This window comes from Candidatus Zixiibacteriota bacterium, from assembly GCA_029860345.1.
In the GTDB taxonomy this organism is placed as follows: Bacteria; Zixibacteria; MSB-5A5; order GN15; family FEB-12; genus JAJRTA01.
On record JAOUBJ010000011.1, the window covers coordinates 54794 to 68974 of the forward strand.

At 54.2% G+C, this 14181-nt stretch carries 8 protein-coding genes; 6 read left to right on the plus strand and 2 right to left on the minus strand.

All coding sequences use genetic code 11. From position 1 onward, the window contains the following. Positions 1-432: 432 nt before the first annotated feature. Positions 433-864, plus strand: coding sequence for an ester cyclase (locus tag OEV49_11850; protein MDH3891768.1), 432 nt, complete (start codon positions 433-435; stop codon positions 862-864). A gap of 243 nt (positions 865-1107) precedes the next feature. On the opposite strand, the gene OEV49_11855 is transcribed toward OEV49_11850, so the two are convergent. After that, positions 1108-2517, minus strand: a complete 1410-nt coding sequence (locus OEV49_11855; GenBank protein ID MDH3891769.1) for a hypothetical protein — start codon at positions 2515-2517, stop codon at positions 1108-1110. Positions 2518-2864: 347 nt separating this feature from the next. Here OEV49_11855 and OEV49_11860 point away from each other — a divergent pair, with 347 nt between their 5' ends. Next, positions 2865-6599: a hypothetical protein gene (locus OEV49_11860; protein ID MDH3891770.1), complete on the plus strand. Its 3735-nt coding sequence runs from the start codon at positions 2865-2867 to the stop codon at positions 6597-6599. Between the two features lie 125 nt (positions 6600-6724). On the opposite strand, the gene OEV49_11865 is transcribed toward OEV49_11860, so the two are convergent. Next, on the minus strand, positions 6725-7576 hold the full coding sequence (locus tag OEV49_11865; protein MDH3891771.1) for a class I SAM-dependent methyltransferase: 852 nt from the start codon (positions 7574-7576) through the stop codon (positions 6725-6727). Between the two features lie 488 nt (positions 7577-8064). On the opposite strand from OEV49_11865, the gene OEV49_11870 reads away from it, so the two are divergent. The 4 genes from OEV49_11870 to OEV49_11885 all read left to right on the plus strand — a co-directional run bounded on the left by OEV49_11870 (position 8065) and on the right by OEV49_11885 (position 14176). Beyond that, positions 8065-9582: an oligosaccharide flippase family protein gene (locus tag OEV49_11870; protein ID MDH3891772.1), complete on the plus strand. Its 1518-nt coding sequence runs from the start codon at positions 8065-8067 to the stop codon at positions 9580-9582. A 52-nt stretch (positions 9583-9634) separates the two neighbouring features. Then, the gene (locus OEV49_11875) at positions 9635-11065 is read left to right on the plus strand and encodes an O-antigen ligase family protein (GenBank protein MDH3891773.1); all 1431 of its coding nucleotides are present in this window, start codon (positions 9635-9637) and stop codon (positions 11063-11065) included. 144 nt (positions 11066-11209) lie between these two features. Further along, complete coding sequence (locus OEV49_11880; GenBank protein ID MDH3891774.1) at positions 11210-12808, plus strand: hypothetical protein; 1599 nt, start codon at positions 11210-11212, stop codon at positions 12806-12808. Between the two features lie 24 nt (positions 12809-12832). Further along, the gene (locus OEV49_11885; GenBank protein ID MDH3891775.1) at positions 12833-14176 is read left to right on the plus strand and encodes a phenylacetate--CoA ligase family protein; all 1344 of its coding nucleotides are present in this window, start codon (positions 12833-12835) and stop codon (positions 14174-14176) included. Positions 14177-14181: the final 5 nt, after the last annotated feature.

Consider the following 14181-nt stretch of genomic DNA (forward strand, 5'->3'; position numbering starts at 1 on the left):
AAGTTGTCAAGGCAGAAAGGGCCGGGGCGGCTTGCGGGTGGGGAATTCAGTAAGGCGACATCCCTGAGATACCGCCGAATCGCCGGGAGCCGCGCGGTGTCAGGTCCTTTCCTGCCATTGGTGAGCCAGCCGCTTAACCCGGAGCCCGAAGGAAAAATAGTGTCAACACTGAATTCTCCGAAGGAAAAACAGCTTTGAAACAGCATTGTATACAATTGTATTGTGAAGACCAAACTATGCCGTCTGTCGGAAAACTGTGATGAGCATCCGGTCCTTTGGCAGCAGGGCCGCCACAGATCAATGCACTGGGTATAGTTGTAACAATCAGCTGCCTCGGGCCGGCTCACGGAGGAGGATATGGTAGCAGGAATTCGATACTTGGTGGGAATGTTACTCTTGGCATCACCTCTTATTACAGGATGCGGATCAAGCATGGAAACTGAACTGGAACGTAACAAAGATCTCGTTCGTCTTGAGAGCGAAGAGATTGGGAACAAGGGCAATCTCGACATAATTGACGAACTGTTCTCTGTTGACATCGTTCGCCATTTCCTTCCAGATGGTTCCCAAACGAAAGGCCTTGAAGAATTGCGCGAGCGTATAGCTCACCACCGCAAGGCATTTCCAGATTGGGCAGAAGAAATCAAGCTGATCGTTGCCGAAGGCGATTATGTTGCGATTCATTGGACATCCACTGGAACGAATACGGGTAGGTTCCGTGGCAGCCCACCCACTGGGAAACGGATTCAAACAAATGACATGTCGATCTTTCGAATTGTTGATGGTAAGATTGTGGAGCAGTGGCTCCTGCCGGATGTGTTGACCCTGAATCGACAACTCGGCCTCATTCCGCAGTCACCGTAGGTCGGAACCCTCTTAGCGGGGCCGACATCAGTCATTGGCAGAACCAGAAACGGTTCTGCCCTACGATTATTGCTGCCCCGTCTTATTAGTGTGCAAGTGTTGGAGTTTGGCGGCTCCGAAGACGGACCGACCCTACGGCAGAATCCACGTGTGGCACCCTCAAACTTGGTATGGAGCGGCTCTGGATACCCGCCCCAAACAAGGTTTGAGGCGGCCACCCGACTTGGGTGTCCGACAGAGCGCTTAAAGACGGTACTTCTGGCGGTTCAGTTCGAGTTGTGAATCGCAGGCGATGATTTCGCGGCGAATCGAGGCTTTGAGGTCATCGAGGTTATCAGCATCGGCCTTGTTCATGAGGTAGGTGACTATGGCAAAGAACTCGGCGGATGGTATCAGACAGATATCCGCCTGTCGGGCCAGGTCCATGCATTCTGGCTCGAACCAATCGGTGCGCTCTTCCGGAGGGCGGCCTCGGTCGGCATTGCCGATCAATACACCCTTGGTGGCCGCTCGGGAGTTTTGCTGATCAACCACTTGTTTGAAGTTATCTACATCCGACGACGTGATAGGGCCCTGGTCCGATGTTGCTGCGGCGAAAACGACTCGATGCCCGTCGTTCTCCGTCTCCACAGCAACCCATACACTGCTATCATGTTCACAACTGAGCACATGAGTGGTAAAGCCGAGCTTGCTCAAAGCAATCTCTATAGCCGAGGCCATTTGATCACGTTCCCTGTGCAACATATTGGCCAGTTGTCTCAGGTCCTCATGCTTGTGCTGCAAACCAGCCAGTTGCCTTTTGAGAGTCTCGATCTGGGTCTCGGCCAGATCGATCCCGGCCCGGAATGGACTCAGATCATTCAACTGTGTCTCGTACTGGCTGATCCATTTGGGTCGATCGGGATTGAGTCGGTGACGTTTATGCACCTCGGTGAAAGCGCTGACCAGGTGCGCGGCTTCCCCCTCGCTGCTGAATCTCGGCACTACATATACCAGGCCCGGCCAGTCAACACTGGTCAACCGAGATACAATCGGGTCTTTGAAGTACGGTCCACCGACTGCGATAATCTCCCGTCGCCCCTTGTCCATGACGTTTTGGGTTTGAATACAGTCGACGGCTCCCCTGCCGAACAGTTTGCTGACCGGATCGTTCGGCGCCAGGTAGCGGACGGCCCTCAAGTGGCAACTTTTGAATGAGTATTTCCCAAGAATTTCTTCCAACCAAAAGAAAGCCGACAGCAATGACTGCGTGTATGTTCCACCGCCGGCCGTAGTTCTCTTGCGAACTTTGATATGCGAGTTTGGTATCTGTGATCTTAGCACCAGAACACCACCACGATTGAGCAGCCCCAGCAAACCTGTCGACGCCTGCTTGATGCCGACAAGGTACTGACCAAATTCGCGCTCATCGTAGGGGAAGTACTCAGTTTCGGATAGATCGCTTGAGTTGTTCCGCAAGCCGTGAGCCTCAGCGAAGGCCAGGGGATCAAGGAACAGAATGTTGTAGTCGCTGAAATCGTCACCGGCCAGCAGATCGGTATGGTTGTAAGTCTGCTGATCGACAGACCAGTTAACAAACATCACCTTGCCTGCCGCCTTGGCGTCAACGGCGGTCAGACCTTTGTCATCGGATGTGATTGTCCGTGTCACCATAACTTACTACTTCGTCCAGGCAGTCTCCTAATGCCTGAGTTCATCAACCGGCTTGGCTCAGCCGGCGCCTTCCCCCTGGTATGGCCTTCATCGCCTGCACATCAAGGATGCAGCCCATGCCTGTATGATCGGTATCTGGGGTGAATGGTTGATAAGAATCCTGAAATATCCACCATCCTCCAGGTCAATCGGGGTGCCGGTAACCCGCTTTCTGGTTGACAAAACAGCCGGTTCGGCTATTATGAGTGGATAGTTACAATCAGTATTACAATCCGGAAGTCGACTTCATCAGTTCAAGTCATTGACGCCACCGGACGCAAGAAGAGACAACCAGGCTGAGGAGTATCATGAAAAAACTCTGTTTATTGACGTCAATCGCTCTGATCTTCGTTGCGGCTGCGTTTTTCTTTATGGATAAGCAGCCGGTCGAAGTCGACAATAGCTTCTATACCGACATCACTCCCTATATCTGGAAAAACAACGGCAAAGTTCCCAAGCTAAAACAACGACCCAACGATTGGTTCTACGCCCAGCGCTCGCTCCCCTACGCCACAATACCGCCTGGCAAGCAGCTGGCCGCGGTGGAGGCAACCCAGGCAGCCAGAAAACTCGTGCAAAGCGAGGATAAGGTCATCTCCTGGACCGAAGCGGGACCGACCAATGTGGCCGGTCGCATTACTGACATCGCCGTACATCCATCGGAACCGAACACTGTCTATGTGGGTGCTGCAGCCGGCGGAGTTTTCAAGTCGTTTAATGGTGGCGTTAGCTGGACACCGATTTTCGATGATGTCGGTACGCCTTCAATCGGCGCCATCGCCATCAATCCCAGTGACGCCGGCACCATCTATGTCGGAACCGGCGAAGCCAATGCCGCAGCCGACACCTATGAAGGCACCGGCATATACAAGTCCACCGACTCCGGGCAGACATGGACCCAGATGGGATTGGATTCAAGCTACCACATCGGACGAATCGTCATCGACCCGCTACGGCCGGAAACCCTGTTCGTGGCCGTGGCCGGAAAACACTTCGGCGCAACAAATCCCGACCGCGGACTTTACCGCTCACAAGACGGCGGCGCCACCTGGGAACAGGTGTTGTATGTCTCGGATTCCACCAGTTGCATCGATGTTGTCTACGATGCGCCGTCGGGCACAGTGGTGGCGGCCATGTGGGAGAAAGTGCGCTATGTGGACATATACAAAATCTACGGCGGTATTACCAGCGGGATATATAGGTCGACCAATCACGGCGACAGTTGGACGATGCTGGATACCGACGACGGTCTGCCCGGTCCGATCGACAGTTGTGGCAGGATTGGTCTCACCATGGAGCCTAACAGCGGCACCTGCTATGCCATGTACAATAATCTAAACGGTTACGATTTGCTGGGGATGTATCGGAGCGATGACGTGGGCGCCAACTGGTACCAGGTCAATGACGGCTCATTGTATGGGACCTATGGCGGTTTCGGCTGGTATTTCGGCCAGGTGCGGGTTGCGCCGGGAAATCCCAACACTGTGTTTTCGCTGGGTGTACAGATGATGCGAAGCACTAACGGCGGCCTGAGTTGGTCGGAAGTTACCGGCGCCACTCATGTCGACCATCATGCCATGTGGATCAATCCGACCGACCCCAATCATATCTACAACGGTTGCGACGGCGGTGTGAATGTCAGCACCAACTCAGGCAACTCCTGGACGGTGCTTGAGAACATGCCCAACACGCAGTTCTATGCTATTACCATCGATCCCAACAACCCCGAACGGCTCTACGGCGGTACCCAGGACAACGGCACCAACCGCACCCTGACCGGAGCGCTCAACGACTGGGATCATATTTTCGGCGGCGACGGTTTCTACGTGGTGATTGACCCGCGCAATTCCGATGTCATGTTCTGCGAGTACCAGTGGGGCAACATGTACCGGTCCAGCGACGGCGGTTACAACTGGGAGTCGGCCATGAACGGGATTGACTATTCCAGTGATCGCCACAACTGGAATACGCCGATTGTAATGAACCCGGTCAACGCCGACTACGTGTACTACGGCTCCAACCGTCTGTGGGAATCAATCGACAACGGCCTATCCTGGCATGTTATCAGTGGCGACCTCAGTGGAGGACCTTATCCCGATAAACCGAGTTATGGAACCATCACTACTATATCGGTATCGGCCTACGACCCCGATGTAATCTGGGTCGGGACCGACGACGGCAAGGTTCAATATACCGACGCCGGTGGCGAGGACTGGTTCGATGTCAGCGCTTCGCTCCCCAATCGATGGGTGACCAGGGTTGTCGCCGATCCCTCCAATGACAATATCGCATACGTTTGCATTTCAGGATATCAATGGTCCGAACCTCTGCCGCGCATCTATCGGACAACCAACAAGGGCGCCAACTGGACGCCCATCCACGGTGACCTGCCCGATGTTCCAGTCAACGATCTGATTCTCGACCCGCATATTGTGGATCGGATATATATCGGTACCGACGTCGGCGTCTGGGCCACCGATAATCTCGGCACCAACTGGTACCCGATCGACAACGGCGCACCAATCGCCACCGTGCATGATCTGGATTTCCACCGGGGTACCCGCAAGCTGGTGGCCGGGACGCATGGTCGTTCGATGTTCATGACCACCATTGAGTGTCCCGATGTTACCGATTCCGACCTGGACGGCATTATGGACCTGTGCGACAATTGCCCGTCGACGAGCAACCCGGATCAGGCCGACGCCGATTATGACCAGGTCGGCGACCTCTGCGACGACTGTACCGACACCGACCAGGATAACTACGGTAATCCCGGATACGCCAACAACACCTGCCCCGACGATAACTGTCCGTATGCCTTCAACCCCCTTCAGGAAGACACCGACGACGACGGCGTGGGTGATGCCTGCGACTACCGCGTACCCGAGTGGGACACCGTGACCAGTTGCGGCACGCAGTTGATAGTCGGCGTCAACGGCAATTTCGGCAAACAGGGTCAGTGGGGCGCTAATCTGGACTATGCCAACTTTGGTGACTGCGAACCGTGGCAGGGCATCTATGTGTACGACGGCTCGCCGGTCGTCTGTCGGGACACCGGCGGCGTGGTGGCCGGTTGGGCCATATTCGGCGACAACCGATTCAGTCTGGTCGACGATCAGAAACTGCCGGTACCAACGGTTACAACTTCCGATTACGATATCTACGAAAGCGGTACTTTCATCACCCAGGATTCAGCTTTAGCTTTGGAGAAAACCTGGTGGGCGCCAAGGCAGGGACCCGACTGCAATTTTGTAATCCAACAGTTACGCCTCTACTCATATAATGGTCAAACCCACACCGGACTGGCCATAGGTGAAGCCATCGACTGGGATATCCCATCGGATAACGGCGCCGACAACACCGGCGCCTTTCACTACGACGGGCTTGATCGGCTGGTCTACCTCAGGGGAACCGACGACGGCTCCGGTTGTCAACTGGGCACCGACCGATACGGCGGACAGGCCTGGCTCGGTTCATACACTACCGATACTTGCGGTTTTTCCACCGACGGACCCTACGGCGCTTACACCGACCGCAACTCTGTGTGGGTCTGGCCCAACGGTAACTTCGTACCATCCGAGTTGTACAGCAACATGCAGCAGGCCGGATTCGCCGCTGAGCCGGCGGCTACCGATCAACACACCGTCATGACGTTCTTTGCCAACCACACTCTTGACGCTCAAGACACTCTAACTGTTTTCACGGCCTTGATCACCGTTCATGAGGGAGACTCGACCGATCTCTTTGCCAGTCTTGATGCCGCCCAGGCCTGGTTCGGTTCGCAAATCCAACCGAATTGCGGATGCTGCATGCCGCCGATTCGGGGCAACGTCGACTATGATCCCGGCGATATCATGGACATTTCCGATTTGGTGTACCTGGTCGACTACATGTTTACCGCCGGGCCGGATCTGCCGTGCTGGGCGGAGGGCAATGTCAACGGAGAGGGACCGGACTCCAGCGCCGGTATCGACATCTCCGATCTGGTGCATTTGGTCGATTACATGTTTACCGGCGGTCCACCCCCGGCCGATTGTCCGTAGGGAAATAGTAGGGCGTCCGCCGCCGCGGATTAGAGGTTCCGCCAACGGTGAGTGGCAGCCGTAGGTCGAAACCCCTGTTTTGTGCGTGGTGTACGTCCTCGTGCGCCACGTTAATCGATGTTGGATCAAGAGGTCGGCTTCTTCTTCGCCAGGAGCATCAATTTGGGGCTGAACAGCGAACTCTCGATAAAGCCGCCTTTGAAGAAAGTATATAACACCGCATCATGTACTTCCTGAAAGCGCATGAGCAGGTTCATGAGAAAGGTCTTGATCTTGCTCTTTTTGGGTCCGTAGATCAAACCGCAGTTCCAGGTGCCGATGAACTTGCACACGAGCACCTCAAATTGATCGGACGGACAACAACTGAGCATATTCTTCTTCTTCATAATATTAAGATTGTGCGCCTCAATTGCATGAGGAGCAAAAAACTTAATCATCAGATAATTCAACCATCGAAAATTCGGCACTGTCAATAACAGATAGCCATCAGGTTTCAATAGGTCGGTGTGAGCACGTATGACGTCGTCCATCTCGGTGAAGTGTTCGATTAGACCGTGCGACATGACAACATCAAACTGTTCTGAGTATTCACGCTGGAATTCCCTATCGAAAACATCGGAGTGAATTACGTGGCTTTCATCAAACCCGTGTGCGGCGAAATTGCGCCGGTTCAGGGCCGCGCCGGACTCGGTGTATTCCACGCCGTATGGGATATAGCCGAATCTACGATGCATGGCCAGCAGTTCGTTGCCGGGCGAACTGCCGACCTCCAGCACTTTGAGGGGACCTTCGGGCAGGTATTTGCCGCACTGAACATCGTACAGCAAGTACTTGACATAGCCGTCTTTGATTTTTCCGAAGAAGCGATCAGCCAACCCGGCTTTGAGACCGGACCGGGCGCCACTGGTAACCTCATCGGCGCCGGATTCGACCTCAACTTCCCAGTAGTCTTTTTCCGTCAGCTTCTTCTTGGACATCATCAATCCAGTTTAACAGTATCTGAGAGTATAGCCGGCCAATGCTTGACTGTCAAGCGGCTATCTTGCATGTACTCTCTGTCGGCAGTCAGGCCTGTTTCTTGCGCTTGGCAGTGATGAATCAGCCATAAATGGCTAACTTGCGCTTCGCGCGCCTTTGCTCCATGTTATGTCTCACCTGGGGTGGCCGTCTCAAGTCTTGTTTGGTGCGCTTACCAAGATTCACCCCCAAACCGGGTTTGAGGGTGCCACCCAGCCGGATCAAGTCCGGCATGACGAATGCATGAGATTGCCGCGCTCCCCCGCGAAACGCGGGATCGCTCGCAATGACTCAACGTGGAATTTCCTCTACAAATCCTCCGCATCTCTGCTGTGGCCAAGTCGACCGATACTCATCTTTAGTTTGCCTGTAAGCGACCGGCCGCTTTCTTTGCTGGTTGATCTTGAATCGTCGGCCGATTTGTTTGACAAACGGGAAAGTCCGAAAGATGCCGTCAGTAATCAGACTACTTATCAGAAATGTGTTCACCTCCTGGATGGGCATGGTGATCGCGCTGGTCATCACGTTCTTTTTCACACCTTATTTGATTGCGCAACTGGGCAAGAGCCAATACGGCGTGTGGTCGCTGGTGTTTTCTTTGGTTGCCTACATGCGGCTGGCCGACGTCGGCATGAATCAGGCGGTGACGAGATTCTTCTCCAGGTTTTACGCTCTGTCCGACTGGAAACAACTCAACGAGGTGGTCAGTTCGTCGGCTCGCATCTACCTCATAGTCTCGCTGGCCATAGTGGCGGCCACGGCATCGATTGCCTACGGCCTGCTGCACTATTTTCAGATCGACGCGGAACTGCTCCGGGTAGCACGCATCACCTTGGTGGTAATCGGCCTCAATCAGGCAGTTACCTACCTGATGATACCGTTCGCCGCATTGCTGCCGTTTCATCGCGCCGACATCGTCAACTACTTCGAGATCGGTACCCTGATTGTCCAGACGGCGGTGATCGTGCTACTGTTGGAACTCGGCTACGGTTTGGTGGCCATGTCGCTGTTGATTCTGGGCTTGAACATCCTCTCGCACCTGTGGCGCTATTCGATTCGTTCAAAGTTGTTCCCCCAAGTTCAGTTTTCCAGGGCGGGCATCTCGACCGAGAAGACCAAAGAACTGTTGAGCTACGGTGGTACTTCGTTGCTCATCGTGGCGGCATGGATTGTTATTTTTCAGACGGACAATATCGTGATCGGACGGTTCATTTCGATGGAAGCAGTGGCCGTGTACACGGTGCCGGCCATGATCGTGACACAGTTGCGCAATTCGATCAGCGCCATCTCCACACCGATCATTCCAACTATCAGCCACATCGAAGCTGAGTCCGACGAGACCCAGGTCATGCAAATCTACCTCAAGTCGACGCGCTATCTATATTATCTGTCCGGTTTCATCTGCATCGGCGTGCTACTCTACGGCGGACCGTTCATCCTGTTGTGGGTCAAGGAAGGATTCGCCGATTCAATCGACATTCTCTACATTCTCATCATACCGGCTTCGATCTACCTGCCGCAAATGATCGCCAACTCTGTGCTGTTCGGCGTTTCCAAACACAAGGTGCTGTTCTATATTCTGGCGGCCGAAGGGATCTCCAACATCGCCTTGTCGCTGGCCCTGGTCGGTCGTTATGGTATCATCGGAGTCGCCCTGGGGACAGCCATACCGCAGGCAATCATCTATCTGTTCATCTACCCGTATGTGTTTCATCGCGTCATGTCGGCCAAAGTTTCGGCCTTCTACCTTACCGCAGCAAGGTCGATCATCTGCGCCGTGGTTTTTACCTTGCCCGTGGCCTGGTTTAGCGTCAGAATATTGTCGCCCGATAGCTGGCCGCGACTGATCGGTGGCTGCCTGCTGGTATCAGTCGCCATGCTGATCGGTTTCTCAGGCTTTGTTCTTGAAACCGATGACCGCCGCAGGATTCTCGGGAGTTTGAAGGCTAAGCTGGGTAGAGGGTGAAGTAAAATGAAACAAAGATACCTCCGAAACTGGTAAACCTGTCGTGGGCGCCATGGGAAGACAGTACGTATCGGCACGATCGCTCTTGTTGGCGGCCTTAGTGTTTATATCGGTGGCCGGCGGCATCGGTGTCATCTTCCCACCGCACATATATCCGCTGGCGGTCGTGGTCGGGCTGATTGCGCTCGGCTTGATGATCTACAGCCCGATCTCGGCCCTGGTTCTCTACCTGGTTTTCTTTTTGGCCTGGCCACAAGAGTGGGCTCCCTATTTCAACCACTTGCCACCTTTCACCGAGCGAATCATCGGCTTCATGGCTATCGGCAGTATGTTGATATCGTTCATAATGAAGCAGCGCTCAAAATTCTACCTTGGTCGTGTCGGCTTCGGCCTGGTGGCTTTTATCGCAGCTCTGTGCCTGACGGTCTTCACTGCCTACTGGCTCACCGAGGTCAAGAACACTTTGGTGGACATGTTGCGCTTCCTGACCGTCTTCGTGCTGATTGTCCAAATCTGTGAAACACCCAAGAAACTGAAAGCGGTAGTACTCTTGTACTTCATCCTGACCGGCATTATGGCCACTTTGTCGGTAGTCAATTATTACAACGGGATATTCCAGTACACTATGGGCATCCAACGCGCGTTGGGACACGGGCTCAGCTACGCCGATCCTAATTCACACGCCGCCAACCTGGCCTACTGTCTGCCGGTCATGCTTTACTACCTGAAAGAAACCAAGGGCAAATGGGACCGAGCCCTGATAATTCTCATCGGCCTGATATGCGTATGGAACATCGTCCTCACTGGCTCCCGAACGAGCATGATTGGCACACTTTTCCTGGCTGGTGTGGTGGTGGTGCGCTCCAAGCGACGACTTGCGTATGGTTTTCTGGCCATAATTATGTTGCTGCTGCTGATCAACATAATGCCGGGACAGTACAAAGATCGCTTTATGACGGCCACCGAGGTCGTCACCGATGAGGGTCCGGACCAATCGGCCAAAGGACGCATCGAAGGACTGCGCGACGGCTTTTTGTTGTTCCTGAAAAGCCCAATCACCGGCGTGGGGGCCGGTTGCTACAAGGTGGCCAGAGGAGAAGAGTTCGGCGAGTGGGTTTCGTCACACTTCATGCTGGGCGAACTGATCGCCGACGGCGGCATCATCGGAATCGGCACCTTTGTGTTCTTCATCTATGCAATGTTCTGGTCCATAGGGCAAGCCCGGCGTTATCTGAAAAACCGACGAACCAGCAGCGACAACCGCTTTCTTATGGGTCTGGTGGAGGGTATCCTCGTTTCACTGTGGATTCTGTTCCTGCAAGGCATGGGTACCCACAACCTGTACCGCTTCAACTGGTACTTTTTCGCCGCCCTGGTGGCGGTGGCCCATCGTCTGACAGTGATCGCTCAGACGGCCGAGGAAACAGACGAGGCCGACCCACCGCCTGAGAAACTGGCTATTCAAGAGTCTTCCGGACCGTAGCACCGGTGAACTCGACCCACACATACAAACTTGACAAGCTTATCACATCACATAACCTTGGCAACAGTTTGAGCAGGCCCCTGATCGATAGTATTCTGCCAGTTCGTCATGGAGGTCGGTGGTCAGGAAGGTTGGTAACGGATTATGTCTAATCGCACGGTCTTTGTCGCCGGATTAATTCTGGCTATGCTGATGCTGGGAGTTTTGGTCGGACATTTCTACAGCTTCACGGTTGATGATGCTTATATAAGTTTTCGCTACGCCTCAAACCTGGCCGCCGGGGATGGTCTGGTTTTTAACCTCGGTGAGAGAGTGGAAGGATATACAAACTTCCTGTGGACGATGCTTCTGGGGCTGCTGATTCGTTTCGGAAGTGATCCGGAACTGGTTTCCAAAGTCCTGGGCATCCTCTTCGCCTTTGCCACCTTAGTGCTGATCGGAGACACCTCGCGCAAACTCATGCCCGATCGACCCTGGTTCAATACTATCACGGCGCTTCTGTTGGTGACCAGCCCTTCGTTCGCCATCTACGCCGTGTCCGGCCTTGAGACTGCGATGTTCGCCTGCTTGCTGGTATTGGCTATCCGACTCTTCCTTCACGAAGAGTCTTCACCGAATGGTATGCAGTGGTCCTGGTTGGTGCTCTTTCTTCTGACTTTGACAAGACCTGAGGGGTTGCTGTTTTTTGGGCTCTTTGCAGCCGCCAAATTCCTCCCGGAGCGCAAAGCTCGCCGATTAGCGGCATGGGCGCTGCCGTATCTGGCTCTTTTGGTAGCTTATCTGGCCTGGAAGTATGTCTACTTCGGTAACCTGCTGCCTAATACGTTTTATGCCAAGACCGGACGCGGGCTCTACCAGTTCATGGGCGGGCTTTTCTACACATATTCCTATTTCAAAAGCTACGGCGGCGTCATGACCATCATTCTGGTGTTGCTTCCCCTGGCCGCATGGCGCCACCTGAAACCGATGCAAAAGAAAGCAACGGGGCTTTTGTTGGTGTCGTTCGTTGCCTGGGTTGCATACAGCGTCTACAAAGGGCATGACCCCCTCCCTTCATTTCGTTTCTTTGTGCTGGTGTTGCCGGTGACGCTGCTGTTGATGACCCACGGCCTGGCCGTGCTGCAAGAAGCAATAGGAAAACTGAACAACGGTAACAGGTGGGGTAACTGGGCGGCCAGAGTGATGACGGTGTTGATAGTCGGGCTGCTGGTGTTTCAGAACCTGGTCGTGACCTACCTTTCGACTGCCGGCAAACCGCAGATGCGCGAGTACCAGATCCAAATCGCAGGCATGGATGCCCGGCACGAGTTTATTCCGATGGGTCGGGCCCTTGCCCAACTGGCCCCGGCCGATGCCCGGATTGCCGTGATTGATGCCGGCGCTATACCATACTACTCAAAACTATACACGATTGACCGCTGGGGACTGATCGACCCGCACATAGCGCGACGAAAAGGTGGCGGCAAAGTAGGTGAGAAGTTCGATGCGCCCTACGTGCTGTCCAAAAGACCGGAATTCATCCAGACCAAGATGTATCGGAGCGGCTACAGGAGATTAATGCAGCGAACGAGCGTCCACCTCGACGATTTCGACTGGCCCGGTGATATGTACCTGTTCCTCGACTCCGGCTTTACAGCCGACTACCAAATGTGCGACGAACCGGTTCTGGATGGGTTCTTCATCAGGAAGGATGTTCTCCCACCGTCAACCGACATCGACACGGTCCACAATGAGGAACCATAGCATCACCAGACTCACGGAGCCCGCATGGACCTGATCAGATTTCTGGCTCAACGTCTGTTCCTGCCACTTTCGCGACGACGCGAAGGATTCGACAGTTCGTCCATCGTGCGACAGTTGGAGAAATCGCAGTATCTGTCGCTGGAAGAAATCCGTGGCAGGCAGTTCCAACGTCTCAAGACATTGTTGGAAAACGCCTACGATCATGTCCCGTACTACCGGGCGCTGTTCGATGAACGCTGCATCGTCCCGGATGATATATCCTCATTCGACGATTTTGAGAAGCTGCCGCCCTTGACCAAGTCTGACGTCCGGGATAATCAGGAGCAACTGTTGTCGTCAAAGGACGATCGCTCGACCCTGATACCCAAGAAGACCGGTGGTTCCACAGGAGTTCCCTTGCATTTGTACTGGAGCCGGGATGCGACCGCTTTCAAACAAGCGGCCACACAACGTCACGACGCCTGGTCCGGCTATGCACCGGGTGAAAAACTGGCCCAACTGTGGGGCGCCGATGCAGGCCATGACACGCTACGAGCCCGGCTGTACAACTACCTGGTGACACGCCGCTTGCTTTTGGATACGCTTGAAATGTCTGAAAAAAACTCACTCGCTTTCGTTGAAAAAATCAGGCGCTACCGCCCGCCATACTTGCTGGGCCACGCCCACTCGGTGTATGTCCTGGCGCTTTTTCTGGAAGAGCATGGTATCGTCGACCTCGGTATTAGCAGTGTCATTTGCACGGCAGAAGTTCTGACCGACGGCGAACGACACAAGATCGAACAGGTGTTTTCGGCCGAAGTGTTCAACCGTTATGGCTGCGAGGAACTCTCGGTGGTCGCATCGGAATGCGAACAGCACGAGGGTCTTCATATCAACTCAGAAGGCCTCTATGTCGAGGTGATCGGCGGCGACGAAGAAAAGCCCGGCGAGCTGGTCATCACCGACCTGGTCAATGACGCTATGCCGTTCATTCGTTACCAGATCGAAGATACGGCTACAATCTATACGACACCATGCGCTTGCGGACGGGGGCTGCCGCGTTTGAAAAAACTGTACGGTCGCTCCTCCGACTTTCTCTACACGCCAGACGGCCGGATGCTCTCCGGGATTTCCATCATGGATCATTTCGCCATAGACATCCCCGGCGTGTGGCAGGTTCAACTTGTACAGGATGCGTTGGATCATTTATTTGTCAAAATAGTGCGCACCGGACAGTTCGGTGAGCCGAGTCTGGCCAAACTGGCTCAGACGGTTCCAGCGTTTTTTGGAAAGGCCATGCGCTACGATGTCGAGTATGTCAAGGAACTGCCGATGACGGCGCGAGGAAAGTATCAGTTTGCAGTATCCAAAATCGACAAACCTAATTGAACAAC